Genomic DNA, 24,973 nt, shown 5'->3' on the forward strand with positions numbered 1-24,973 from the left:
TTTTTTAATGGATTCCTTCGCTTACAAGGAACCAATTCACTTGGTTGGTATTAATAAAATACGTTAAGTCGTATTTCGTTAACTCGATACATTTTTCGTTAAAAAGGTTTTTCAAGTCTGCTTTTGATAATTCGTGGATGCTGATGTTGTTGATTTTTGCGTCGTCGTCAAGGCGAATAGATTCCCCATTTACGGTATAAATTTCGATATACATCGTGCCACCCCTTCTAAATTACATTTGTTTATAATTTTCTTTGAATACACCAAGTTGATTCAGTGTTACAACGAGTTGCTGGCTGAAAAGTGGCAGTGCTTGGATTTGGTCTAAATCACTGGCATAAGCGAAATCAGCTACTTGTAACACAAGTGTATGGAACGAATCTGTCATGGTTTCGTTTTGTTGTTTTAAATAGGAATTTTCCTGTTCCAATTCTTGGTATTTTGTTTGTAAGTCTTGGTATTTTTTGTCGAGTTCTTCTTTTTGAACAGCAAGGGAAGAGAGTGAGTAAATGCTTTTTAGTAAGTCATATACGTTGTTTTCTTCACCTTGGTTTTCGCTTAAAAGTTGAACATTGCTTTTAACGCCGGAAAGTAAATCAACCAAGTTTTTTTCGCGTGATTTGTCGTAGCTGATTTGTTCTTTGATGGACGTTGGTGCTTTGAATTCAGCTGGCACAACTTTGCCGAAAATATTGGTTTTTTCTTTTTTTGTATTTTTTTGTGTTTTTCTTTTTCTCCCAGGCTTGTTTTTCGGAATATCTTCTACTTGGATAAGCTCTTTTTTTAGTTTGTAGTAAGTATTTTGTAGTTGGCTTGGAGTCTTTGGAAAAATCCGCAAATCATTTAGGCTGAGCATTTCAGAAATATCAAGAACCTTCATATCTTCTAAAATAGCAATTTGGTAACATGCGGAAAGTAGTTCTAATTCGATTTTTAACCAACTAATATTGGAATGCATATATTTTTCGATTCCACCGTGTTCTTCAACGGCTTGATAAAATTCAGTGAGTAAATGGTAGATTTCTTCGGCAATTTTTTCGTCAATGCCAGCTTCTGAAGCCATTTTTTTAATTTCAGTTGTAGATGAATTCCCCGGATTATCTACTTGTTTTTTGATTTCTTGAAGTAATTTTCTTATTTCTGATTTAGGCATACAATCACATACCTCTCTATCCTATAGTATTATTGATTTTCTGTTTATTTTTATAATAACAATATATGTTAGTTGTGTAAAGGGAACGCGAGTAGGTCAAAAGGATTGGGTATGAAGAACCTTTTTTTGAGTTAAATAGAAAAATATAAATCGAATAATGAGAAGTTTTCCTTTGATACAGCTGTTACACTGGCTGTTTTTTTATTTTTACACAAAATTTCATTTTTTAAAAAAAGTATAGATTTTTTCAGGATTTGGTGTAAAATTTTATATTGCAGTTACAAAAAACACTTTATTGATATATATTTTGAAAAAATGATTTATTTTTGTAATCTGATGAAGGGAGTGAAAGGTGAATTTACCTTACTTGAATGGAATATTTTTTATCACTTTTAAAAATTATTGTACTTTTAGCAGTACTTGCGGGAATTTCTTATTTTTTAGTTAAGAAAAACAAGCAAGCGAATCGCACGAGAAAAAGCGAAAATGATCTTATAAAGTTGAAAGACACTCTTTTAATCTCTCATCAGTTACGTGCAGTTCTTCTGGAGGCAGACGGGGAAAAGGTGCTGGCGATTATTTCCAATAATGATATTCGAACGGTGTCATTAAAAGGAAAAACTGACCAAAATGAAGCACTTTTCCGAGAATTACTTTTGAAAGAGGAGACTAAGGAAAATGCGTAAAATAGCTTCTAGACGAGTATTTCAAGTATCTTTTATTGTTATTTTTGCAATTTCATTGGTTGTCTTTTGGCCAGGGGTGAATGTGCATGCAGAAAGTTGGCTGGACTCACTTGGTGTGAATGGGACGGATGGGGTTAATTCTAGTGTGGCGCTGTTTGTACTAGTTACGGTTCTTTCTTTGTCTGCATCGATTGTATTAATGTTCACACACTTTACTTACTGTATTATCGTTCTTGGTTTAACGAGGCAAGGGCTTGGCGCGACGAACTTGCCGCCCAACCAAGTGCTTGTTGGACTGGCACTGTTTTTATCTTTGTTTATGATGCAACCACTTATTACTGCTTGGTATGACGATGTGTATAAACCTTCGCAAAAAGAAGAGTGGAGCGCATCAAAAGTATGGGATGAAACAAAGCCGCTTTTGACAAAATATGTCGCGGAAAATACATATAAGCATGATATTAACATGATGTTGAAAGCAGAAGGAGAAGATCCAGTTACAAAAAAAGAAGATGCTCCGCTTATGGCTTTAATGCCTGCTTTTATTTTGACACAGATTACCCAAGGTTTTTTAACTGGGATGTTTATATACTTAGCGTTTATTTTTATAGATTTAATTGTTAGTACGTTACTGATGTATCTTGGGATGATGATGGTACCGCCGATGACCATTAGCTTACCGTTTAAGATTCTTGTTTTTATTTTCATTGGTGGGTACGGATTGATTACCAACATGATTTTTCAAACAATTCACTTTTAAGGGAGTAGCAAAATGAATTTAACGCCGATTACGCAAATTTTTCAAGATTTTTTCTATAGTGGGCTGGCGCTTATTTTGCCGGTGTCGCTCATTTGTATCGTGGTAGTGATTGTGGTGGCGATATTGATGGCAATGATGCAAATTCAAGACCAATCGCTGACGTTTTTACCGAAGATTGTTGCTTTCGTAGTGGCGCTATTTATTCTTGGACCGTGGATGTTTGAACACATGACGGATTTGTTTGTAGGAATCTTTTCCAAATTACCCCTGATGATTAGGGTGTAAACATGGAGTTTGAATTTTTCCTTGCGGTAGTGATTGTTTTCAGCCGAGTTGCCAGTTTTTTATTCTTCTTTCCGCTTTTAAAAGGGCGAAACATTCCGAACAGTGTCAAAGTGGTTTTTGGGATGGCGATTTCCATTCCAGTGGCAACAGGGGTCGATGTTTCTGGTATAACGACGCTACCAGATTTGCTACTCCGGGTAACGTCTGAAGTGGTTTTTGGATTAGCGCTGGCGAAATTGGTGGAAATTATTGCGGTAATTCCAAAAATGGCTGGTTTTATGATTGATTATGATTTAGGATTTTCGCAAGTAAACTTGATTGATCCTTCTTACGGGACACAAAACTCGATTACTGCTGCGATTTTAGATACTTTCTTTGTAGTGATATTTTTGTCACTTCAAGGCATGGATTACTTGATTTATTACTTAATGAAATCGTTTGAATTTACGGCTTCGGTGTCGATTTTATTTGAAAAAGGGTTTATTGATTTGCTGCTTGGGACGCTTGGTTTTGCACTTGCTTCCGCGGTGTCGATTGCGCTCCCGATTATGGGTAGTATTTTTATCGTTAATATCATTCTTGCTTTTATCTCTAAGAGCGCTCCGCAAATTAACATTTTTATGAATGCGTTTATTATAAAAATTACGTTTGGGATTTTCATCCTTGCGTGTGCTGTTCCTATCTTGAGTACAGTTTTTAAAAATTTGACAGATGAGATGATTCAACAATATGTGTCGTTTTTTGATTATTTACTGAAAAAATAGGGAGGAGAAAAAGGCTTGGCGAAGGATAATAAGACGGAAAAAGCAACGCCACGCCGCATTAAGAAAGCTCGAAATGAAGGTAATGTGGCGAAAAGTAAAGAACTAAATAATGCTTTTTCACTGCTAATTGTAGCTGGGCTTCTTTATTTTTTTGGAGAAATGTTTATTAAAAACACGATTCAAGCATTTGTTGCTCTTTTGAAACAGCCACCGAAGCTTGCGAACATGGAAAGTTACAGTTTGTTTTACTTGATGGAGTTTGGCAAAGTGTTGATGCCGATTATGGTGATGGTTGTGATTTTTGGTTTGATGAACTACGGCGTGCAAGTCGGGATTTTATTTTCCGCGAAAGCAGTGAAACCTCAGTTCAAACGACTAAATCCAGCGAACTACTTTAAGCGAGTGTTCAGTGTGAAGGGAATTGTCGAGGTGGTGAAAGCGCTACTTTTAATTACGTTGCTTTCATACGTGGCGTATATTGGCTTTCGGGATCATCTAGACACGCTCATTAGTTACACCGGGCAAAATTGGCTTTACTCACTCGGACAAATTTTCGCTTTATTCAAAAATGAATTTCTGGCGCTCTTCCTTGTAATCGCAGTAATAGGGCTGCTTGACTTCTTTTACCAGCGTTATGACTATAAAAAAGGCTTGCGGATGTCGAAGCAAGAAATTAAGGACGAAATGAAAGATTCAGAAGGTCGACCGGAAGTGAAACAGCGCCAAAGAAGTATTGCGCGTGGGCTTCTCCAAGGTTCGATTACGAAAAAAATGGCGGACGCGACTTTTGTGGTGAACAACCCGACACATATTTCCGTTGTGATGCGTTATGACAAAACAAAAGATCATGCACCGAAATTGCTCGTTAAAGGGGAAGACGAGCTGGCACTGTTTATTCGTCAGGTGGCGGATACGGACGGGGTGCCGATGATTACAAATAGACAACTGGCACGAAGTATTTACTATACGACGAATCCAGATGAATACATACAAGAAGATTTATATAAAGATGTTATTGAAGTGATGAAAGAATTGATGGACGCAGACAAAATCAAGTTCTAACAACATATGAGCGACCTTTCTAATCTTAGAAAAGGCAGGTTTCAAAATGGGGAATTTAGGTGCTATAAAAAAATATTTTGCTATCTTGATTGCGGTCTCGTTTGTTATTGCACTTATTGTGCCATTACCTCCGTTTGTATTGGATTTAGTGCTTGTGACGATCTTGGCGTTCTCTGTGTTAGTTTACATGCGTGCCACATCAATTAAAGATTGGAATGAATTAAAGTCATTTCCGTCTTTACTACTTTTGATGGGGATATTTCGGGTTTCGATAAATATTTCGACGACACGGGCGATCTTAACTACTGGTGATCCAGGACAAGTAATTAAACAATTTGGGAATTTTGTTATTGGTAGTAATTTTGTTGTTGGGATTGTTATTTTCATTATTTTAATCGTCTTTCAGTTTATTGTGGCAAATGGTTCTTCGCGGACAGCGGAGGTAGCAGCAAGATTTACGCTGGATGCTTTGCCCGGTAAACAAATGGCGATTGATGCGGATTTGAATCAACGGTTGATTACAGAGCCGGAAGCGAAAGAAAAACGCGCATATTTGAATATGGAAACCGAATTCTACGGAGCGATGGACGGAGCTGGGAAATTTGTAAAAGGGGATGTTCTTTTTACCGTTTTGCTTGCAGTTGTAAATATTGTATTCGGTTTAATTGTCGGTATGGTCCAAGGTGGGCTTTCGTTCGGGGAAGCTGCGGTGAAATATACGGAGTTAACAATCGGGGATGGCATCGTGAGCCAGATTGGTTCACTTTTAATGGCGATGTCAGCTGGGGTTATTGTAACTCGGGTATTTGACGGATCAGATGATAACGTTGCGGTCGGGATTTTCAAAGAATTAATGCAAAACTCGGTGGTCGTTTATACGCTCGCTGCCATGTTTATCTTAATGGGTGTATTTAGCCCACTACCAACGATTCCATTTGTTGGAATTGGCGTAGTGCTTGGAATAATCGGCTATCGTACGCAATTCAATTTAAAGAAAAAAGAGCAATTGGAACTTGAAAAAGAAATGGAGCTTATCCAGTCGGAAACCAGCTCTGCTGAAGCGGAACACAATCAAGCATTTGGCGCAGCACGAGAAAAATTCCCTGTAGTTGTGGAACTTGGCTTAAACATTGCGGCTCTCGTGAAACAAAAAATGAACGGAGAAACGGCAAAAGATAAAGTCGTCTTAATGCGAAAATCAATTTTACAAGATTTAGGTATTGGGGTCCCGGGGATTAATTTTAAAGATAATACGAGTTTTCAGCCGCGCGGGAAATATGAGATTAAGGTCAAAGGTGTGGCTGTTGCGAGCGGGGTTTTAAAGGCAGGACATTTATTAGCGCTAAAAACACCAGGCGTGATGATGGACCTTGATGCGGAGCCGACCAAGGATCCGATTTTCGGGGAAGATGGTTACTGGATTTTGCCGGGTGAGTTAGAAGATGCGCAGATGAAAAACTATCAAGTGCTCGAACCGCTTAGTATTTTAATTACGCATTTGGATGTTGTGCTGCGGAAGAACTTGCATGAGCTTCTGATGCGCCAACAAATTAAAGATTTAATTGACGGACTTGCTGATGAAAATCAAATTTTAATTGATGAAATTAAGAAAAAAGAAATTGATTATTCGCTAATTCAAGGGGTGCTTCGACAACTCTTGAAAGAAGGGATTTCGGTTCGCGATTTACCAACGATTGTCGAAGGGATTATTGATGGGCAAACGATTTATCCGAATGATCTTGATGGCATTACGGCATTTGTCAGGGAGCGGATTTCGAAAGTCATTTGTGAACAAGCGAAAAATCAAGATGGCAAAATTTACGCGCTACTTTTGCAAGATTCGATTGAAATGGATACAGAAATTGTCAACACGCCGTATTATGGCTACGCGCTGAACTGGGCGCTCGACAAGGAACTGCCAATCATTCAAAAAGTAAGAGATACCGTGAATAAAGCGCAACTCACTGGTCGTGAACCTGTCATTTTAACAAGGCGAAAAGATTTTCGATTTGGCTTTGTGCGAGTTTTGGAAAGATATCAATTGGACGTGCCGGTGCTCTCCATTAGTGAACTGTCGCCGGAAACAGAAGTGGAGCAAATTGCACTGATTGAACCAACTTGATGAGGGAGGTAATCCGTAGAAATGGGAAAACATTTAGTAGAAAAGATGGAAATTTTTAAGGCGAACTCCAAGCGAGAAATACATAAAAAAATTCGCTTAGTCACGAATGAGCCATATAAAATTACGGATGAACGTGTCACAAAGCTTGGTATTTTTAAGAAACAGTATGAAGTGACGGCGGTCATTATGAGTGAAGTGGCGATAGCAGATGGTCGAATGGACTTTCAAGAAACATTTCAAAAATCGGTTGTCAAAAACAGACCGAAAACAGACGACTTATTAAAAAAAGAAAAATTACTAGAAATGCTTGCTGCGGGAGCGGAACTAGCACAGTCAACGCCGCTTTTAGAAGAACGAAAAACACAGGAAGAAGAATTGTCAGCGATGCGTCTCGAACTAGCGGCTTTAAACCGCGAGCTTGCAGTGAAAATGCGCGAGGAGCGTGAACAAAACAGTGATTTCGTGAAGTTTTTGAAGGGTCGCGGAATTAGTGATACGTATGTGGCGGACTTCATGCAGGCTGGGCGGAAGCAGTTTAAGCAAGTAGAAACGGCGCATTTGGATGATATTACAGATTGGTTCGTTCCTTATTTATCCGGAAAATTAGCGGTGGAAGATTCGTTTGATTTAAGCAACCACCGAATTATTTCCTTGATTGGGCAAACGGGTGTTGGGAAAACGACCACGCTTGTGAAACTTGGATGGCAGCTGTTAAAGCAAAATCGGACAGTGGGCTTTATCACTACAGATACTTTTCGGTCAGGCGCAGTGGAGCAGTTCCAAGGTTATGCGGACAAACTCGATGTGGAGCTTATCGTTGCGACGAGCCCGGCTGAACTAGAAGAAGCTGTGCAGTATATGACGTATGTTAACTGCGTGGATCATATTTTGATTGATACGGTTGGGAGAAATTACTTAGCCGAGGAATCAGTGAGTGAAATTTCTGCCTATACCGATGTTGTTCATCCGGACTTAACGTGTTTTACATTTTCTTCTGGAATGAAAAGTGCGGATGTGATGACGATTTTACCAAAACTAGCAGAAATTCCAATCGATGGTTTTATCATTACAAAAATGGATGAAACGACGCGTATTGGTGATTTATACACGGTGATGCAAGAAACAAATTTGCCGGTGTTATACATGACAGATGGACAAAATATTACGGAAAATATTTTCAGACCAAAAAGTCGTTGGTTAGCGGAGCGGTTTGTTGGGACAGATAGAAGGCGGGTGCTGGAATGAAGGGGTTATACATTGGCGCAGCAGGGATGATGAACTACATGCAACATATTCAAGTTCATTCTAATAACGTGGCTAACGCGCAGACGCCAGGATTCAAATTTGATCAGCTTACGAGTGAAGTGATTTCGCGAAACAAAGTGAACTATCAAAATGGGCCTGTCGCTAGGCAAGTTGGGACAATTGATTACGGTGTTCGACCTGCTGCGACGCATATTAATTTGACAGCGGGATCAAGCTATATTACGAACCGCGACCGAGATTTCTTTATGCAAGACACGGATCCTACGCAAGGAAGTAATTTTTTCATCACTGCTAAAAATGGCGAAATTTCACTTTCACGTGGCGGGCAGTTTCACTCCGATCAGTTTGGTTTTCTGCGGACAGCAGATGGCGCCAATTTACTCAGTGCGACTGGGGAAGCGATTCAAGTGGGGCAAAAAACGTCGATTCGCGCCGAAGCAAATGGTGATTTATACAATGCGGAAACAGGTCAATACTTGGGCCGCCTTGGAACCAAATTTGTTTCCGCTAATCAAGCAGATAGTTTGGTGAAAGACGGCGAAGGTAGACTTCATGTAAATGGCATAAACACAATGAATTTACCAGCTGGACAAGGGATTATCCAAAATGGAGTTATCGAAACGTCTAATGTTGATTTAGGCGTAGAAATGGTACAACTCATGGATAACCAGCGCATGGTACAAGCTTCAAAAAATGTCGTTAATATGTTTGATAAAGTGTACGACAAAGAAGCAACTGGATTAATTCGTCAGTAACGACCTAGCTAGGGGGAGGGGAAAAAGAATGATTCCAGATTTGGAAAAGGATTATCTTTACTTTACTCGTGTCGTCAAAAGGGACTTAGGTTTAGATTTAGCGCTTTATAAAGAAACGCAAATGAAACGTCGAATTTTATCTTTTATCGTGAAGAAGCAATATATTACATTTGGAGAATTTTTCAAACATCTCAAAAAAGATGCCGTTCTTTTAGATGAGTTCATTAGTTTGATTACGATTAATGTTTCGTCGTTTTTCCGTAATCGCAATCGCTGGGATGCGCTGGAAAAACAAGTACTTCCAAGGTTGCTTGAAGATAGTCGCGGGAAGCTTCGGGTTTGGAGTGCGGCTTGTTCATCAGGGGAGGAACCTTACTCGCTAGCGATGATGATGGAACGTTCAGTTGGCACAAGGCATTATGATATTTTAGCCACAGACCTCGAACCAGCTATTTTAAAACGCGCGGTCATTGGAGAATATCAAAGCCGTCAAATGGAAGAACTAACCGAACAAGAACGTCATACGGCATTTGTTGAAAAAGGGGATACATATCAGATTTTGCCTAAATATCGAAAGTCGATTCGTTTTAGACGGCACGATTTGCTGACCGATTATTACGAAAAAGGTTTTGATTTAATTGTTTGCCGTAATGTGTTGATTTATTTCACAGCAGAAGGAAAACACCAAGCATATCAGAAGTTTGCAGAGTCACTAAGACGTGGCGGCGTTCTTTTCATCGGCGGGTCAGAACAGATTTTGAACCCAGCTGATTACGGGCTTGCCACATTAAATAATTTTTTCTACATAAAAACCTAGCAAAAAAGAAATGGAGTTGGTTAGATGGGACGAATAGAAAACATTAAAAATTTAGCGTTTTTTGAGGACAAACCTGGACTCGCAGAACAAATTCTCATGCTTGAAAAGAAAACACAACTTTTCTTACCAAATGAATTTGAAATTAGACAAACAGTTGGCTATGAAATCGGGGATAAAGAAGTTATTCTAGGCCGACTCGAGTCATTTTATTTTCTCGCTTTAAAAGGTGTGGGAGAAGATAACTACCGCTCGCAAGCATTTGCCAGTGAAGCGGATGCTAAAGCGTTTTTCGTTCATTTACCAGAAATGGAAAACGAGTTAGTTGCCTTTTGGTTAAATGAAGTGGAATTAGTTCGCTGAAATAAGTAGGTGGGAGATGAAGTAACGTGGAAATAACAACGATTATAGGACTTGTGTTGGCAGTGATAGTCATTGCAGGTTCGTTCATGATTCAAAATATATCACTGGCGATGTTATTTAGCGCTGAAGCTTTAATTGTCATCATTCTTGGGACAATTACGGCTGTTATGATGGCGCACCCATGGAGTGATGTAAAAGTAGTACCGAAACTTTTTAAAATTCTTTTCACAAAAGAGAAGATGCCAGACAAAGTGGAAGTACTTGTGCAATACAAAGAATACGCAGACGAAATTAGGCGTAGCGGGGTACTTGCGCTGGAAGATTCTGTCGATGAAATTGAAGATCCATTTATGAAACGAGGGATGCGCTTAGTTGTAGATGGGCAGTCTTCCCCAGAATTTTTACGGGACGTTTTGGAAGAAGAAGTAGCGAGTATGGAAGAACGCCATGCTGCTTATGCGAAGATTTTTGCATCAGCTGGAGCATATGCGCCGACGCTTGGTGTACTCGGAGCAGCGATGGGACTCATTCATGCGATGGGGGAAATGTCGAACCCGGACAAACTTAGCGAAGCAATAGCCGCGGCGTTTGTTTGTACGATTTTCGGTATTTTTACCGGTTACGTACTTTGGACGCCATTTGCCAATAAATTAAAAGTGAAATCACAAAAAGAAGTGCATTTGAGATATATGATGATTGAGGGAGTCGTCGCGCTTCAAGAGCGAAATGCACCACGGGTTGTGGAAGAACGTTTATTATCTTTTTTAAGTCCAAAAGAGAAAGATGTGCTGCGAAATGGAAAAGGGAAGAAAACGAGAGAAGTGGAGGAAATTGAGCGTGGCCAAGCGTCGCAAGAAACCGCAGGAGGAACACGTTGATGAAACGTGGTTAATTCCATATAGTGATTTGCTGACACTTTTACTTGCGCTATTCATCGTTCTGTTTGCCTCCAGTTCCGTTGATGCTAAGAAGTTTGAACAAATGGGAAATGCATTTAAGAAAATTGTAGAGGAAGGCGCGGCAGGCAATCAAGCATATGTATCCAAAGAAAAAGGACCAGATGATCCTAATGTGAATGCAGTCTTGAAGGCGATGGAAGAGCAAGATAAAAAGAAAGAAGCAACCGAACAAGAGAAAGCCAAAAAAGCAGCAGCGGCCTTACTTAAAAAGCAAAACGAAGAAAAGATTGAAGCCTTTAAAAAACAAATTGATAGTTATATTGCAGCAGAACATTTGGGAGCAAAAATGACAACGAAATACTCGGATGAAGGGCTTTTGATAACTATCCGTGATGATATTTTATTCCAGTCGGGAAGTGCAGAATTAACTGCAGGAAAACGCGAGATTGCCAAAGAAATCGGCGAACTTTTTGCGCAAGGAAAAGGAACGATGGAAGGGATTGTTTCTGGACATACCGATAATGTGCCAATAAGCACCTCAATTTACTCTTCCAACTGGGAATTAAGTGTCGCGCGCGCCGTTAATTTCATGGAAGCAATCATTCAAGAAAATAGCGAAGTAAACCCAGGCGAGTTCAGTGCTCGCGGCTACGGAGAATTCAGACCTGTCGCCAAAAATGATATCGCAGCAAATCGCGAAAAAAATCGGCGTGTAGAAATCATGGTACGCCCAATTAATCGCGATACGCTAGATGAAGATGAGTAGGTGAAGTGTTTGCAACTTTTTTTAAGTGGTTCGCATACGTTAACCGACTATGACAAACAAGAAATACAAGCATACCTCGAAAAATTTGCACCAGTGAACCACATTCACTTGCTTTGTTATAAGTCGATTGAAAATGAAGTGTTACAATTTTTCTTGAAAAAAGAGCATCTGGCACCGCGACTATCGATTTACACTTTTGCACCGAAAGAATGTTTGCCAGAGCCGTTTTTATCGACGATAGACTATCTGGAATGTCTAGGCAGTAGCTATCAGTCATTTGGTTATTTTGATACGGTGATTACTAAGCCGACTTATGAGAAATTCTTAGCACAAATTGTTAGTAAAATGGATTTGGTTTGTTGTTTTTATAACGGGGATAAGCCGACTGATGTGATACCAGTCGATGTCGCGAAATCGTTCGATGTGCAAAGTATGATTTATGATTTGCCAAAAGCGAAAAAACATCTACTGCACCGAGCGAGCAGCGATAAAATAAAATTAGTGAATTAATTGATAGAAAGAGGGAAGATTCATGCGGCCGTTAATTTCGATTTGTATGATAGTCAAAAATGAAGCACATATTTTACGACAAAGTTTAGCGTCTTTTAGAAAATTTACAGAAGAAATCATTATTGTAGATACAGGTTCCACTGACGAAACCAAGGAAATTGCACAAGAATTCACTGATTTTGTCTATGACTTTGAATGGACTGGCAACTTTTCTGATGCAAGAAACTTTGCGGCCAAACATGCAACGGGCAAATGGATTTTAGCGATTGATGCAGACGAATGTTTGGAAGAAGAAAGTTATCGCAAATTAGAAAAACAGTTAAAATCACCAATCGAACCAATTCAAATGGCGCAAATTATTAGCTTTACAGGGGAAAAAGGGCGAGTGACAACAACGAACCAAATGGCGCGGGTTTATAAAAATGACGGGACGATTTGTTTCCGTGGCGTCATTCATGAACAACTAGAAGCGGTAGACAAACACCCGATTGCAGCTGGGGTTGCTGAAGTAAAAATTTATCATTATGGCTATATGACGGAGATTGTCGAAAAACAAGACAAATCAGACCGTAATTTACGTTTATTAGAAAAAGAAGTAAAAAATAATAAAAATAGCGGATTTGTACATTTTAACATTGGGCAAGAAATGAACCGACTTGGTAATAAGAAGGAAGCGCTGAAAGAATTTTCCGAAGCGTTCCGACTACGTGACCACAATCACTACATTTGGGCGAAACTAAGTGCTTATCATATTGCCGAACTACTCGAACAAGAAAAACGCTATGATGAAAGCTTGGCCATTATCGAAGAAGCAAGAATCATTTGGCCAAACGTACCAGAGTTCCCACTAAAAAAAGCTAATATTTTATATGTGAATCACCAACTCGAAGATGCGAAAGAAATTTATCAAAGTCTGCTAGAAAATACAGCAATTGACTACCAATCAATCGTGCTTTACGAAGCAACCAATTTCATGCCACACAAAATGCTCGGAACGATTTACTTAGAAGAAAAAGATTATACGCGCGCGATGACTCATTTTTCTAAAGCCTATGCGGAAAATAGTTCTGATTACGGTGTGATGTTCCAAATGATTATGCTGCTTAGCAAATTCCACCAACCAAAAGAAATTTTTGCCTTTATGGAACGTCATCACTTTATCTCTAGCACAGAAACTGGTTTGCGCTTACTTTCGATGACAACCCAACAAGGCTACGCAGAATTATCTGAACTAATTGTTCAATCGCTAACTGATGTGTATCCACCTGTCGCAGAAGCAACAGAGGTGAAGATTGCAACGATCCGCAACGTCTTCCCGGTAATTAGCGAATCTGCTATTTTATTCGGTATTAAAGAAGAGTTGATTGATGCAGCTGACTTATGTTTGTGGCACTATGAAAATCCGCAATTACCAATCGAAAATGTCATGAAAAATAGCGATGTTGGCGACATTTATGATTTTATCTTTGAAAACGGTCCACGAATTAGCAAGAAACGTTATTTATTTGTATTAGAGCGGGCGATTGCACTTGGAAAAGGCGAGTTTGCTGATTACTTATTGGCACTTCGTAACGTTTATCATGACAGCATTAATAGCCACATTGCAGATTTATTTTTCCAATATGATTTTGCGGATATCGCGCTCGATTTCTACAATATCGTTGACGCAGACGAAGTGACCAAACAAGGCTATATCAACCTAATTAATTATTTAGTAGATGCCGAAGTACTGGATGAGGCACTTGCGATTGCAGAACGTGGCATTGATAATTTTAGTACTGATTTCCGCTTTTACCTTTGGACAATCAAAATTGATACCGAAAATCGCGCGAATCGAATTAGTGAGGCAATGGACGAATTTCCGAATAACCGCTATTTAGCAAAACTGTTGGATGAAGTGACCATGCTTCAAGACACTGTTACAAACAATCGATAGGAGGCCAGTAATATGACAGAAGAAAAAGGAATTTTACTACAAAGTGGAACAAATGAATTGGAAATTGTTACATTTACTGTTGGCGAAAACTTATTTTGTATTAACGTTTTAAAAGTGAAAGAAATTATTCATCCGCTCGAAGTAACTCCTGTACCAGATTCGAACCCGGCAATTGAAGGCGTTTCCCAAGTTCGCGGCGAAATCATGCCAGTTGTGAACCTTGCCCGTGTGATGAAATTGCCAGAAATTGAGCCAGAAAACACGAAATTCATTATCACAGAACTAAACCAAATGAAAATCGTTTTCCGTGTCGATGAGGTTCATCGTATCCAACGTATTTCGTGGGAACAAATTGAAGAACCAGAAAAACTATCGATTGGTTTAGAAGAATTAGCAGTCGGTATCGTAAAATTAGACGGCAACTTAGTACTCTTATTAGATTATGAAAAAATTATTTACGAAATTAGCGGAAATGCTGATTTTGCTGTCACAGGTGAAGACCGTATGGCGCGAAAAGTAAATCGTGAAGAGAAGACGATTTTTATTGCCGAGGACTCACAAATGCTGCGCCAACTGCTTGAAGATACGCTTCATGAGGCCGGTTATACAAATCTGCAGTTCTTTGCAAATGGTCGCGAAGCACAAGAGCATATTTTCAAATTGCTCAAAGAACAAAAAGAACAAACGTTTGAAAATGTTAACTTATTAATCACCGATATTGAAATGCCGCAAATGGACGGACATCATTTAACAAAAGTAATCAAAGAAGATGAAATTGGCCGTGAATTGCCAGTTGTTATTTTCTCTTCGTTAATTACAGAAGATCTGGAACATAAAGGCGCAGGTGTTGGAGCCGATGCGCAAGTAAGTAAACCAAATATCCATCAACTCATTAATATTTTAGATGAGCTAGTTTTGTAAAAAGAAGTGTTTGAACAACCTTTTCTGTTCAAACACTTCTTTATTTTATTTAAAAAAATAATTTATAAAAACGTAAAAACGTTGATAATAAGCCGATTTCCTATTTTTATATAAATAAAAACAACTTATTTTTGCATTTTTAATAAAAAACATTTGATTTTTTAAAAAAATGAAGATATAATAAAGCATATAGAGAAGAGAAGTCTTTTCTAAACCGAATGTAGGAGGGAAACACAAATGAAAGTAAATACTAATATCATTAGCTTGAAAACACAAGAATATCTTCGTAAAAATAACGAAGGCATGACTCAAGCGCAAGAACGTTTGGCATCTGGTAAACGTATTAACAGTTCTCTTGATGACGCTGCTGGTCTTGCAGTTGTTACTCGTATGAACGTTAAATCTACAGGCTTAGATGCAGCAAGCAAAAACTCATCCATGGGTATTGACTTGTTACAAACAGCGGATTCAGCTCTTAGCTCCATGAGTTCAATCTTGCAACGTATGCGTCAATTAGCAGTACAATCTTCTAACGGTTCATTCAGTGACGAAGATCGTAAACAATACACTGCTGAATTCGGTAGCTTGATCAAAGAACTTGATCACGTTGCTGACACTACTAACTACAACAACATCAAATTACTAGATCAAACTGCTACAGGTGCTGCTACTCAAGTAAGCATCCAAGCGTCTGATAAAGCTAATGACTTAATCAATATCGATCTTTTCAATGCGAAAGGTCTTTCTGCTGGAACAATCACTTTAGGTAGTGGTTCTACAGTTGCTGGTTATAGTGCATTATCTGTTGCTGATGCTGATTCTTCTCAAGAAGCAACGGAAGCTATTGATGAATTAATCAATAACATCTCTAACGGTCGTGCACTTCTAGGTGCTGGTATGAGTCGCCTTAGCTACAATGTATCTAACGTGAACAACCAATCCATCGCAACTAAAGCATCTGCTTCCTCTATTGAAGATGCAGATATGGCTGCTGAAATGTCCGAAATGACTAAATACAAAATTCTTACACAAACATCTATCAGCATGCTTTCTCAAGCAAACCAAACACCGCAAATGTTAACTCAATTAATTAACAGCTAATAACATATCAAATTCATTTATCGAACATTGTTTACCCTTAGCCCCTCGTCACCCCGGACGAGGGGCTTTTCTTTTTATTTATAAAAATATTTTTGGATTACAAATAGGGCGCAGAGCCAAAGTTAAGATAGTTAACTATTTTTTAAATAATTTTATTATAAAAAACGGATATTTTTTAAGAAAAAGGTAGAAATTGTCCTATTTTTATTATAAAATGATATTATGCGATTTTTTTAAAAAATATTTATAGGTATAGGAATGGGAGTTGTATTTTATGTTGAAGTTGTTGATTGTCGACGATGCAATGTTCATGCGTACGATGATTAAGAATATCGTGAAAGATAGCGATTTTGAAGTAGTTGCAGAAGCAGAAAATGGACTGGAAGCAGTGAAAAAGTATGATGAAGTAAAACCGGATATCGTGACACTGGATATTACGATGCCAGAAATGGATGGCTTAGAAGCACTTGCGCAAATTATGGCCAAAGATCCATCGGCGAAAGTAATTATGTGCTCGGCGATGGGCCAACAAGGTATGGTTGTAGACGCCATTAAAAAAGGTGCCAAAGACTTTATCGTAAAACCTTTCCAAGCGGACCGGGTTTTAGAGGCGTTAGAAAAAGCAGCTAAGTAGAGAAATGGAGGTGGATAGCATGACTACAAATATGTTAGACCTGTTTATAGAAGAAGCTTCAGAACATTTACAGGCGCTAAATGATAATCTGTTACAGCTTGAGAAAGACCCGACGAACGGTCAGTTAGTAAGTGAAATTTTCCGTTCAGCACATACATTTAAAGGGATGTCCGCAACGATGGGCTTCCAACAGGTGGCTGATTTAACGCATGCAATGGAAAATGTACTAGATGAGGTACGCAATAATCGATTGGCTGTAACAGAACATTTGGTAGACATTATTTTTACATGTACATCTCATTTGGAAACAATGGTTTCGGATATCCAGCACGGCGGACAAGGCGCGGCGGATATTTCGAAAACCGTAGCTGACTTAGAGGCGCTTTTACATCCAGAACAAGAAACAGATTTAGCGGTAGAAAAAACGTATCGCATTCAGATTCAAATTGAAGAAGCAGCTATTTTGAAAGCAGTACGGGCGGTAATGTGTTTAGAGCGACTTGCAGAAATGGGGATTATTTCAGAAACAACGCCAGACAGAGAAGCGATTGAGCTAGAAGAGTTTGAGCAGTCATTCGAAGTAGTCCTAGAGTCGGCGCAAACAAAAGAAGAAATCGAAGCGGTTGTTCTAGATATTTCTGAAATCGAAAAAGTGACTGTGACAGAAGAAGTGGAAGAAGTTCAGGTTATTGAACCAATCAAAAAAGCCGCAAAACAAACAACCAAACGATTAGAAAATAAAACCATTCGTGTACAACTTGAAAAAATCGAAAAGCTAATGAACGTTTTTGAAGAAAGCGTCATTGAACGGGCGAGAATTGATGAAATCGCAGAAAAAACGAATAACAAAGAATTGATGGAACACTTAGGACGATTCAGTTCCATCTCCAAAGAAATTCAAAACGGCTTACTAAATATGCGTATGGTGCCAGTGGATAGTGTGTTCAATCGCTTTCCAAAAATGGTGCGCACACTAGCCAAAGAATTAGGTAAGAAAATCGACTTAGTGATTGAAGGCGCGGATACGGAAGTCGACAAAATCGTCATTGATGAAATTGGCGACCCACTTGTTCACTTAATCCGTAATTCAGTAGACCACGGTGCGGAAACAGTCGAAGTAAGACGTAAAAATGGGAAAAATGAAACCGCCACAATTAATCTAAAAGCTTTCCATAGTGGGAACAATGTCGTGATTGAAATTGCGGATGACGGTGCGGGAATCAATAAACGCAAAGTGTTAGAAAAAGCGATTGCGAAAAATGTCGTTACAAGAGCAGAATCAACCAAAATGACGGACGCGGAAATTTTTGATTTATTATTTGATTCCGGTTTCAGTACCGCGGATCAAGTATCCGATCTTTCTGGCCGAGGCGTGGGACTAGATGTTGTCCGTAATACGATTCTCAAAATCGGCGGAAAAATCAGCGTAGAATCAAGTGAAAACGCTGGTTCGACGTTCCGAATTGAGATTCCGCTGACATTATCGATCATCCAATCGATGCTCGTTGCAACATCAGAACGTCGCTATGCTGTACCGCTGGCAAACGTGGCCGAAGCCATCACAATTAATCCTGCAGACATTCAACACGTTCACGGCAAAGACTTAATCAACTACCGTGAAACCATTATCGAAGTACTCGATTTAGGCGAATGCTTCCATGAAACACCTTTGAATGACACGGATGAATTACTATTACTCGTCGTGAAAAATGCCAAGCGAACTTTTGGACTTATTATTAAAGATATTATCGGTCAACGGGAAATCGTTTTAAAAACACTTGGTGGCTTTTTCAGCGAAAGTCAGATTGCCTTTTCTGGAGCAACGATTTTAGGCGATGGTCGTGTCGTATTAATTTTAAATTTAGAAACATTTTAAGGAGGAACCATGATGGAACAAGTATTTCAAGTAGAACTTCCTGAATGGGAACCGAAAGAACCGAGCCAAGAAGGACGCGAAAAAGGCTCTATCCGCCAAGTAGACAATATTGGCGTTAACTTAATCGTCCGCCTTGGAAAAAAAGAAATGCCAGTAGGGGATATCGCCGAGCTAAGCATTGGCGATGTCCTCGAAGTGGAAAAGAAACCTGGCCACAAAGTCGAAATTTTCCTCGATGAAAAGAAAGTCGGCATCGGTGAAGCTATTTTGATGGACGAGAACTTCGGAATCGTTATTTCAGAAATCGACTAAAGAAAGAGGGCAAGTGATTTGAAGCAAGAGGCTTACAACGCAGTGAAGATGAAAGTGGACCAAGAGAAAACGGCCATTTTAAAGGAATTGCAATTATTACTATCCAAACGGGAAAAAGTCGTAGAAAAATTAGCGCACGAAAAAGAAGTCTATTACTCGAGAACGAAAAAAGAAAGACTCCAAGTGGCGGTATTAGCCGGAAGCATGCAACTAGATGCCTTCTCGCCGAGCCGCATTCAACAAATGGAGCGAGAAATTCACCAAATTAGCCAGTACATTAAAAGCAATGAACAAATCTTAGAGCAACTAGAAGAAAAAGGAAAACAGGCCAAAAAAATGTACGATGACACACGAAAAAAATGGCAACAGCTTGAAAATAAAAGAGAAGAACAAACATTACGCGATTTAAAAATGGTGCTATTAAAGTAAAAGGGAGGAAAACGCATGCTAATCCCAGATAATTTGCTACAACCACTCGTCGGAAAAAAACAGGTCGAACCAAAAGAATCGTTAGCAGAAGAATTAGTAGAACTACCTTTTATTTCACTTTTAATGGAAAATAGCCCTGCGCCGCTCTTAAAGGGAGAAGCGGATAACGGAGAACAAGCTACGCTACCACTAAAAGAAATCGCCCAACCACTCGTTTCAGCCAAGCTACTCGACGATGCACCAGAAACGAAACTGCAAGTAGCACCACTCGAACTCAAAGAAGTGAAAGAAACACTTGCGGCAATCGCCAAACAAGCAATTGATCAACCCAAAATAGAAAACGCCCCGCAAGCTGTAGAAACTCCAGTAACAAATACACCGAAAGAACCCACAAAAAATGCCAGTAGGGAGCAACAACCGCCACCAGAACTTATCATACCTACAAAAGAATCACCTAAACTAGCAGAAAACGTGGCCAAAAACCAACCAGTCCTAGCCAAATTACCTCAAGAAAAAGAAGTCGTGCAACTTTTCAAAGCGAGCATTAAAGAGCCAGTAACTGCCAAGGAAGAAGTTGCCGTCAAAAAGCCCGCAGAATCCAGCAATATTTGGCATGATACGGCGAAACAACTCACGCCAGCTGCCAAACCTGAAGTCCCAGTGACGTTAAAACAACTTGATAAAACCATCACCGACCAAATCGAACAGCTACAAAAATTCCAAGTGAAACAAAATAAAGCCTTTTTCGCCATCCAGCCGGAGTCACTCGGAAAAGTCGAAGTTTTACTTAAAAAAATGCCCGATAAAATATTTGTACATATCGAATATCAGGAACAAACGGCGAAACAAAAACTCGAACAGATGGCGCAAGATTTGCATAATCGTTTCCGAGATCGCGGCGTAGAAGTTGCCGTGACAATGACAGAAAAACAAGCACCGAAAGAGAATAACCAAGGCTCGGATGGTCGACACCAAGGTGAATCCAAAAAAGAAAAAGAACGCGAAAATCCACATCAGGAAAGAGCTAAACAAGAAGCATTTGATTTAGAGGAGGAGACGTAATTTGGACGGAATTAGTAGTTTATCAGGAGCCGGTCAGGATACAAATAATGTAGTAACATCCAGCGTATCCAAAACCCTTGGCAAAGATGACTTCATGAAACTATTTTTAACAAGTTTGCAATACCAAGACCCATCGAGCCCGCTTGATACGAATGAAATGATGTCGCAAATGGCGCAACTTTCCTTAATGGAACAAGTTGCCAATATGACCACTGCCGTAGATAAGCTTTCTGAACAAGCGCAAAACTCCGCCTTGCAATCCGCGGTTAATTTCATCGGTAAAGATATAAAAGGTGTTTCGCTGAACGGCGAAGTAATTAGTGGAAAAGTCGAAAGCGTTCAACAAACGACAAACGGCGTCATGCTGAAATTAAAAGATAACGATAGCCTCGTGCCAATGACATATGTAACAGAAATTAATTAAAAATTTGGGAGTGTGAATTATGAATCAAACTATGTATACAGCTATTTCTGGGATGAATGCGTTCCAACAAGCATTATCGGTAACATCAAATAATATTGCCAATGCCAACACGACAGGATACAAAAAACAAAGCGTCGTTTTCAATGATTTACTTTACCAAAACACAATGGGATCTGTTGCAGGCGGACTTTATGCTGGAACAAACCCAATGAGTTTCGGTTCCGGTTCAAAAATTGGAGCGATTTTAACCGATTATACAGCGGGTTCCCCAACAGCAACGGGCAGAAATAAAGATGCAGCACTACAAGGTCGCGGCTTTTTCATCGCGGGCGATAATGCAGGGGGCAATATCGTTTACACGCGTGACGGGAGCTTCGCCGTTTCCGACAACAATTATTTAACTACCCAACAAGGGAAATACGTAATGGGTTACGCAACAGACAAAAATGGCAACGTTTTAAACGGTAATTTGCAACCAATTCAAATCCCGCTAAATAGCGCAATTCCAGGAGAAGCAACAAAAAACGGTAGCTTAAGCGGTAACATTCCACTAGACTGGGGCGAAAAAGATACGATTTCTTCCGAGCTTTCTGTATATGATAATGCTGGCGGAAAACATAAACTTCAAGTGAATATGAAAGCTGCTACACCAGATGCGAGCGGTAATGTTTCCTACGAATATGAAATTCAAATGGACGGAAAAGCATTAACTCCTCCAGTAACAGGAACACTTAATTACAATGCGCAGGGCGAATTAACAAACCCAGACGCACTTAAAAATATCCAAATCAATTCCACAGTAAACGGCAAACAAGTCAATATGGGCTTAAACCTAAGTGGCTTAACCAACTACGGAACAAACCAAGTATTCTCACCAACTTCTGACGGTAAAGGCGCTGCGACTGTAAAAGATTATGCAGTTACCGATTCTGGCTATATTGCAGTGAGTTACTCAGATGGTACAGTTATCCCAGTTGCCCAACTTGCGGTGGCTACTTTCTCCAATGAAGACGGCTTAGTCAAAATGGGGAACGGCGAATATGTTCCAGGATTATCTTCTGGCGATGCAGTATACGGCGTTGCTGGCCAAAATGGCGCTGGCGGAATTAGCGGTTCTTCTCTAGAAGGTTCAAACGTAGACTTGTCCCGCGAATTCGTTAACTTAATGACATACCAAAGTGGTTTCCAAGGGAATACAAAAGTTATTCGTGTGGCGGATGACGTGATGAAACAAATTGTGAACTTGATTCAGTAGGGAGTTTAGCTAAATGAAAATTAATCATACTATTCCACTCAGAATCGACTTCGAATTAGGACGTACGAAACAGCCAGTCGGTAGTTTGCTAGATGTAAAAAAAGGGACCGTTTTTCGGTTAGAAGATTCCACAGCTAATGTGGTTAAAATTACGATTTCAGGCAAATGCATCGGTTACGGTGAGATTTTGACAAAAGACGGCAAGATGTTTGTCAAAATAACGAAATTAGGAGAGGGAAGTTCTTCATGAGAGCTAGGGAGTGACAAAAAATGAGCGATAAATTAAGTCAAGAACAAATTGACGCCCTGCTTTCCCAAATAAGTGAAGGTAAGGTAGTTGATGAAAGTACGGAAATTGGCGACTTTGGGCGCTTTCATCCCTATGACTTTCATAAACCAGAGAAATTTGGCGCAGAACACCTCGAAAGCTTAAAGACGATTGCATCCGCTTTTACGAAAAAAAGCATGGAGTTTGTTTCCCAGCGTATCCGGATTCCAATTCATACCGAAGCAACCCTTGCAGATCAAGTTTCCTTTGCGAGTGGTTATATCGAAACAATGCCGAACGATAGCTACATTTTCTGCATTATCGACCTGGGTAATCCGGAGCTCGGTCAAATTATTATCGAACTCGATTTAGCCTATATCATTTATATTCATGAATGCTTATCTGGCGGGAATCCAAAACGAAAATTGAGCGAGCGCAGACTTTTATCTGTTTTTGAAGAGCTGACGTTGAAATCTATTTTAGAAAAATTCTGCGAAGCACTCAAAGACAGTTTTAAATCAGTGCATCCAATCTCACCAGAAATCGTTAATATCGAAACTAACCCAGCACTTCTACGTGTCACATCACCGAACGACATGATGGCGCTTGTCAGTGTTGATATTAAATCAGAGTTTTGGATTAGTACAATGCGCATTGGCGTGCCGTTTTTCTCGGTGGAAGAGATTATGAATAAGCTGGAAAACGTTGTGGAATATACGTTTGATAAACGGCGGAACTTTGATGCGGAAGTCGAGCAAGAATTGCATCAAGTTGAGAAAGAAGCGCGCATACGTGTAGGTGAAATTAAAACAACGTGGAAAGAACTGAATAAGCTTGAAGTAGGCGACGTGCTTCTGACAGAAACTCATATACGTGACACACTCAAAGGCTACGTCACTGAAAAATGGAAATTTGAATGTTATATGGGAAAAAGTGGTAACCAAAAAGCCGTTAAATTTATGCGTCATACAGGGCGGACAGAGCAGGAGAGGTAGAAGTGGAGCAATTACTAGAGAAAAATATCACGCAAATGGAACTAGATGTGATAGGAGAAATCGCCAATATTTCGTTTGGCTCAGCTTCTACGGTCTTATCTGATTTACTACACCAACAAGTCACCATTTCGACGCCAAAAGTTGAGATTGTTGATTTATATAATACGAAAGACATTGATATTCCACATGTCGTGTTAGAAGTGAATTTTCACAAAGGAATCGAAATGCGGAATTTATTTGTTCTGCAATCAGAAGTGGCTGCGGCTATCGCGGACTTAATGATGATGGGTGATGGAAACATTGATCCGAATGAAGAACTTTCAGAACTTCATCTAAGCGCCGTACAAGAAGCGATGAACCAAATGATGGGACATTCCGCCACTGCGATGAGCAATATGTTTGGCGAAATGATTGATATTACGACACCAGACATTAAAGTAATCGCGCTAAAAGAACAATTAGAAGATACGAACGACCAAACAATGATAAAAGTCGGCTTTGACTTAATTATCGGCGACTTGATCACATCGAATTTAATGCAACTCATCCCTATTGATAAAGGGCATGAACTTGCAAAAAGATTACTTGGCGACGCAGTTCCAGAGCCAGAACCAGTAAAAGAAGAAATCAGCTTAACGGCCGAAGAGTTAGATGTCTTTTTAGAAGTATGTAATATCGGCATCGGTTCAGCTTCAACCGTTCTATCCAAATTGCTTAACCGTAAAGTTTCCTTACAAATCCCAACTGCACGCGTAATTGATAGCAAAGAGTTCGAGTTTAATGAACGCCCTTGCTTAGTGACGAGTGTGGAATTTGTCGAAGGGCTGCGCTCAAGCAACACATTTATCATTAGCAAAAATGCCGCGCTAATTATGGCAGATTTAATGATGATGGGAGACGGTTTGGTTCAAGAAGATGCAGAACTGACGGAACTTGAAGTCAGCGCAGTGCAAGAATTAATGAACCAGATGATGGGCTTCTCAGCGACAGCAATGTCAGAAATGCTCGGAACAAAAATCGATATTAGCCCGCCTACAATGGAATTTTGTAATTTCGGCGATACGATGATTCAAAAAAACATTGAAGAAGGAAAAACTGTCGAAGTCATCTTCCCGCTAGAAGTAGAAGGACTATTAAAAACGCCAATGTACCAAATTTTTAATCCAGCAGCAGCAAAAGAAATGGCGCAATTGATGCTTGGGATTCAGGCGAAAGAAGTCGCAGAGAAAGAAGCGACGACTCCAGCAGAAATAATCGAACCAGAAAAACCAGCTGAACCAGTGCACCAAGCAGTTATCGAAGAAAAAGAAACACTTTCCGAAATGGAACAAATTTTGGAAGATATTCCCGTAACGCTTGAAGTGGTATTCGGAACAGCAAAAGTAAAACTCGAAAAATTTATCTCTTGGTGTGAAAAAGATGTGATTATCCTAAAAGAGAGTATGAACGAACCACTTGTCTTAGCGCTAAATGGCGTGACGATTGGTAAAGGAATTTTAGTTCGCGTGGATGATCATTTTGGTATACAAATGACGGAGTTAGTAAGGTGAAAAAT

At 39.6% G+C, this 24,973-nt stretch carries 28 protein-coding genes; 26 read left to right on the plus strand and 2 right to left on the minus strand.

The features are described from left to right. Positions 1-4: 4 nt before the first annotated feature. Together LMOATCC19117_RS03600 and mogR are read right to left on the minus strand one after the other, a co-directional pair. Positions 5-214 (minus strand): lmo0673 family protein, encoded by a 210-nt coding sequence (locus LMOATCC19117_RS03600; protein WP_003721793.1) that lies wholly within the window; start codon positions 212-214, stop codon positions 5-7. 18 nt (positions 215-232) lie between these two features. Then, positions 233-1,153 carry a motility genes transcriptional repressor MogR gene (gene mogR / locus LMOATCC19117_RS03605; protein WP_003727209.1) on the minus strand — a complete coding sequence of 307 codons (921 nt, stop codon included), beginning with the start codon at positions 1,151-1,153 and terminating at the stop codon, positions 233-235. A 371-nt stretch (positions 1,154-1,524) separates the two neighbouring features. Here mogR and LMOATCC19117_RS03610 point away from each other — a divergent pair, with 371 nt between their 5' ends. The 26 genes from LMOATCC19117_RS03610 (at position 1,525) to LMOATCC19117_RS03735 (ending at position 24,968) form a co-directional block, all read left to right on the plus strand. After that, on the plus strand, positions 1,525-1,839 hold the full coding sequence (locus LMOATCC19117_RS03610; protein WP_003724415.1) for a hypothetical protein: 315 nt from the start codon (positions 1,525-1,527) through the stop codon (positions 1,837-1,839). Then, a complete protein-coding gene (locus tag LMOATCC19117_RS03615; RefSeq protein ID WP_003724416.1) occupies positions 1,832-2,599 on the plus strand; it encodes a flagellar type III secretion system pore protein FliP in 768 nt (255 codons plus the stop codon). The genes LMOATCC19117_RS03610 and LMOATCC19117_RS03615 overlap by 8 nt, the downstream gene beginning before the upstream one ends. Before the next feature lie 12 nt (positions 2,600-2,611). Continuing rightward, positions 2,612-2,884 carry a flagellar biosynthetic protein FliQ gene (locus LMOATCC19117_RS03620; protein WP_003721797.1) on the plus strand — a complete coding sequence of 91 codons (273 nt, stop codon included), beginning with the start codon at positions 2,612-2,614 and terminating at the stop codon, positions 2,882-2,884. 2 nt (positions 2,885-2,886) lie between these two features. Continuing rightward, positions 2,887-3,648 (plus strand): flagellar biosynthetic protein FliR, encoded by a 762-nt coding sequence (locus LMOATCC19117_RS03625; protein WP_003724417.1) that lies wholly within the window; start codon positions 2,887-2,889, stop codon positions 3,646-3,648. A gap of 15 nt (positions 3,649-3,663) precedes the next feature. After that, positions 3,664-4,710 (plus strand): flagellar type III secretion system protein FlhB, encoded by a 1,047-nt coding sequence (gene flhB, locus LMOATCC19117_RS03630; RefSeq protein WP_003721799.1) that lies wholly within the window; start codon positions 3,664-3,666, stop codon positions 4,708-4,710. A 46-nt stretch (positions 4,711-4,756) separates the two neighbouring features. Beyond that, positions 4,757-6,832 (plus strand): flagellar biosynthesis protein FlhA, encoded by a 2,076-nt coding sequence (locus tag LMOATCC19117_RS03635; protein WP_003724418.1) that lies wholly within the window; start codon positions 4,757-4,759, stop codon positions 6,830-6,832. A gap of 21 nt (positions 6,833-6,853) precedes the next feature. Continuing rightward, positions 6,854-8,077, plus strand: coding sequence for a flagellar biosynthesis protein FlhF (gene flhF, locus LMOATCC19117_RS03640; protein WP_003724419.1), 1,224 nt, complete (start codon positions 6,854-6,856; stop codon positions 8,075-8,077). Continuing rightward, complete coding sequence (locus LMOATCC19117_RS03645) at positions 8,074-8,853, plus strand: flagellar basal-body rod protein FlgG (protein ID WP_003724420.1); 780 nt, start codon at positions 8,074-8,076, stop codon at positions 8,851-8,853. Before flhF ends, LMOATCC19117_RS03645 begins: the two co-directional genes overlap by 4 nt. A 28-nt stretch (positions 8,854-8,881) precedes the next feature. Next, complete coding sequence (locus LMOATCC19117_RS03650) at positions 8,882-9,670, plus strand: CheR family methyltransferase (RefSeq protein ID WP_003724421.1); 789 nt, start codon at positions 8,882-8,884, stop codon at positions 9,668-9,670. A 24-nt stretch (positions 9,671-9,694) separates the two neighbouring features. Then, positions 9,695-10,030: a DUF3964 family protein gene (locus tag LMOATCC19117_RS03655; RefSeq protein WP_003724422.1), complete on the plus strand. Its 336-nt coding sequence runs from the start codon at positions 9,695-9,697 to the stop codon at positions 10,028-10,030. A gap of 26 nt (positions 10,031-10,056) precedes the next feature. Then, the gene (gene motA / locus LMOATCC19117_RS03660) at positions 10,057-10,908 is read left to right on the plus strand and encodes a flagellar motor stator protein MotA (protein ID WP_003727207.1); all 852 of its coding nucleotides are present in this window, start codon (positions 10,057-10,059) and stop codon (positions 10,906-10,908) included. Next, positions 10,868-11,695 (plus strand): flagellar motor protein MotB, encoded by an 828-nt coding sequence (locus LMOATCC19117_RS03665; RefSeq protein WP_003740483.1) that lies wholly within the window; start codon positions 10,868-10,870, stop codon positions 11,693-11,695. Before motA ends, LMOATCC19117_RS03665 begins: the two co-directional genes overlap by 41 nt. A 9-nt stretch (positions 11,696-11,704) precedes the next feature. Beyond that, complete coding sequence (locus LMOATCC19117_RS03670) at positions 11,705-12,205, plus strand: hypothetical protein (RefSeq protein ID WP_003734441.1); 501 nt, start codon at positions 11,705-11,707, stop codon at positions 12,203-12,205. 22 nt (positions 12,206-12,227) lie between these two features. Next, positions 12,228-14,141, plus strand: a complete 1,914-nt coding sequence (locus LMOATCC19117_RS03675; protein WP_003727203.1) for a glycosyltransferase family 2 protein — start codon at positions 12,228-12,230, stop codon at positions 14,139-14,141. Positions 14,142-14,153: 12 nt separating this feature from the next. Then, positions 14,154-15,062 (plus strand): chemotaxis protein, encoded by a 909-nt coding sequence (locus LMOATCC19117_RS03680; RefSeq protein WP_003724426.1) that lies wholly within the window; start codon positions 14,154-14,156, stop codon positions 15,060-15,062. A gap of 237 nt (positions 15,063-15,299) precedes the next feature. Further along, positions 15,300-16,163, plus strand: coding sequence for a FliC/FljB family flagellin (locus tag LMOATCC19117_RS03685; RefSeq protein WP_003724427.1), 864 nt, complete (start codon positions 15,300-15,302; stop codon positions 16,161-16,163). Positions 16,164-16,437: 274 nt separating this feature from the next. Beyond that, entirely contained in the window at positions 16,438-16,797 is a 360-nt protein-coding gene (locus LMOATCC19117_RS03690; protein WP_003721812.1) for a response regulator, read from the plus strand. A 19-nt stretch (positions 16,798-16,816) separates the two neighbouring features. Further along, the gene (locus LMOATCC19117_RS03695; protein WP_003727202.1) at positions 16,817-18,673 is read left to right on the plus strand and encodes a chemotaxis protein CheA; all 1,857 of its coding nucleotides are present in this window, start codon (positions 16,817-16,819) and stop codon (positions 18,671-18,673) included. Positions 18,674-18,685: 12 nt separating this feature from the next. Then, positions 18,686-18,985, plus strand: coding sequence for a flagellar motor switch protein FliN (locus tag LMOATCC19117_RS03700; RefSeq protein ID WP_003724429.1), 300 nt, complete (start codon positions 18,686-18,688; stop codon positions 18,983-18,985). 18 nt (positions 18,986-19,003) lie between these two features. Further along, complete coding sequence (locus LMOATCC19117_RS03705) at positions 19,004-19,414, plus strand: hypothetical protein (RefSeq protein ID WP_003727201.1); 411 nt, start codon at positions 19,004-19,006, stop codon at positions 19,412-19,414. 15 nt (positions 19,415-19,429) lie between these two features. Beyond that, on the plus strand, positions 19,430-20,476 hold the full coding sequence (locus tag LMOATCC19117_RS03710) for a flagellar hook-length control protein FliK (protein ID WP_003724431.1): 1,047 nt from the start codon (positions 19,430-19,432) through the stop codon (positions 20,474-20,476). 1 nt (position 20,477) lies between these two features. Further along, positions 20,478-20,900 carry a flagellar hook capping FlgD N-terminal domain-containing protein gene (locus tag LMOATCC19117_RS03715; protein WP_003724432.1) on the plus strand — a complete coding sequence of 141 codons (423 nt, stop codon included), beginning with the start codon at positions 20,478-20,480 and terminating at the stop codon, positions 20,898-20,900. A 19-nt stretch (positions 20,901-20,919) separates the two neighbouring features. Further along, the gene (flgE, locus tag LMOATCC19117_RS03720; protein ID WP_003724433.1) at positions 20,920-22,155 is read left to right on the plus strand and encodes a flagellar hook protein FlgE; all 1,236 of its coding nucleotides are present in this window, start codon (positions 20,920-20,922) and stop codon (positions 22,153-22,155) included. A 13-nt stretch (positions 22,156-22,168) separates the two neighbouring features. Next, positions 22,169-22,405, plus strand: coding sequence for a flagellar motor switch protein FliN (locus LMOATCC19117_RS03725; RefSeq protein WP_003721819.1), 237 nt, complete (start codon positions 22,169-22,171; stop codon positions 22,403-22,405). A gap of 20 nt (positions 22,406-22,425) precedes the next feature. Next, positions 22,426-23,418, plus strand: a complete 993-nt coding sequence (fliM, locus tag LMOATCC19117_RS03730) for a flagellar motor switch protein FliM (RefSeq protein WP_003727200.1) — start codon at positions 22,426-22,428, stop codon at positions 23,416-23,418. A gap of 2 nt (positions 23,419-23,420) precedes the next feature. After that, a complete protein-coding gene (locus tag LMOATCC19117_RS03735) occupies positions 23,421-24,968 on the plus strand; it encodes a flagellar motor switch protein (protein WP_003741744.1) in 1,548 nt (515 codons plus the stop codon). The last annotated feature ends 5 nt before the right edge of the window (positions 24,969-24,973 follow it).

The sequence above is a fragment of the Listeria monocytogenes ATCC 19117 genome (genome assembly GCF_000307025.1).
Lineage (GTDB): Bacteria > Bacillota > Bacilli > Lactobacillales > Listeriaceae > Listeria > Listeria monocytogenes_B.

Excerpts from the sequence above, each read along its gene's own strand:
- LMOATCC19117_RS03600 (WP_003721793.1), bottom strand. The coding sequence starts at position 214 with ATGTATATCGAAATTTATACCGTAAATGGGGAATCTATTCGCCTTGAC.
- mogR (WP_003727209.1), bottom strand. The coding sequence starts at position 1,153 with ATGCCTAAATCAGAAATAAGAAAATTACTTCAAGAAATCAAAAAACAA.
- LMOATCC19117_RS03610 (WP_003724415.1), top strand. The coding sequence starts at position 1,525 with ATGGAATATTTTTTATCACTTTTAAAAATTATTGTACTTTTAGCAGTA.
- LMOATCC19117_RS03615 (WP_003724416.1), top strand. The coding sequence starts at position 1,832 with ATGCGTAAAATAGCTTCTAGACGAGTATTTCAAGTATCTTTTATTGTT.
- LMOATCC19117_RS03620 (WP_003721797.1), top strand. The coding sequence starts at position 2,612 with ATGAATTTAACGCCGATTACGCAAATTTTTCAAGATTTTTTCTATAGT.
- LMOATCC19117_RS03625 (WP_003724417.1), top strand. The coding sequence starts at position 2,887 with ATGGAGTTTGAATTTTTCCTTGCGGTAGTGATTGTTTTCAGCCGAGTT.
- LMOATCC19117_RS03635 (WP_003724418.1), top strand. The coding sequence starts at position 4,757 with ATGGGGAATTTAGGTGCTATAAAAAAATATTTTGCTATCTTGATTGCG.
- flhF (WP_003724419.1), top strand. The coding sequence starts at position 6,854 with ATGGGAAAACATTTAGTAGAAAAGATGGAAATTTTTAAGGCGAACTCC.
- LMOATCC19117_RS03645 (WP_003724420.1), top strand. The coding sequence starts at position 8,074 with ATGAAGGGGTTATACATTGGCGCAGCAGGGATGATGAACTACATGCAA.
- LMOATCC19117_RS03650 (WP_003724421.1), top strand. The coding sequence starts at position 8,882 with ATGATTCCAGATTTGGAAAAGGATTATCTTTACTTTACTCGTGTCGTC.
- LMOATCC19117_RS03655 (WP_003724422.1), top strand. The coding sequence starts at position 9,695 with ATGGGACGAATAGAAAACATTAAAAATTTAGCGTTTTTTGAGGACAAA.
- LMOATCC19117_RS03675 (WP_003727203.1), top strand. The coding sequence starts at position 12,228 with ATGCGGCCGTTAATTTCGATTTGTATGATAGTCAAAAATGAAGCACAT.
- LMOATCC19117_RS03680 (WP_003724426.1), top strand. The coding sequence starts at position 14,154 with ATGACAGAAGAAAAAGGAATTTTACTACAAAGTGGAACAAATGAATTG.
- LMOATCC19117_RS03685 (WP_003724427.1), top strand. The coding sequence starts at position 15,300 with ATGAAAGTAAATACTAATATCATTAGCTTGAAAACACAAGAATATCTT.
- LMOATCC19117_RS03690 (WP_003721812.1), top strand. The coding sequence starts at position 16,438 with ATGTTGAAGTTGTTGATTGTCGACGATGCAATGTTCATGCGTACGATG.
- LMOATCC19117_RS03695 (WP_003727202.1), top strand. The coding sequence starts at position 16,817 with ATGACTACAAATATGTTAGACCTGTTTATAGAAGAAGCTTCAGAACAT.
- LMOATCC19117_RS03700 (WP_003724429.1), top strand. The coding sequence starts at position 18,686 with ATGGAACAAGTATTTCAAGTAGAACTTCCTGAATGGGAACCGAAAGAA.
- LMOATCC19117_RS03710 (WP_003724431.1), top strand. The coding sequence starts at position 19,430 with ATGCTAATCCCAGATAATTTGCTACAACCACTCGTCGGAAAAAAACAG.
- flgE (WP_003724433.1), top strand. The coding sequence starts at position 20,920 with ATGAATCAAACTATGTATACAGCTATTTCTGGGATGAATGCGTTCCAA.
- LMOATCC19117_RS03725 (WP_003721819.1), top strand. The coding sequence starts at position 22,169 with ATGAAAATTAATCATACTATTCCACTCAGAATCGACTTCGAATTAGGA.
- fliM (WP_003727200.1), top strand. The coding sequence starts at position 22,426 with ATGAGCGATAAATTAAGTCAAGAACAAATTGACGCCCTGCTTTCCCAA.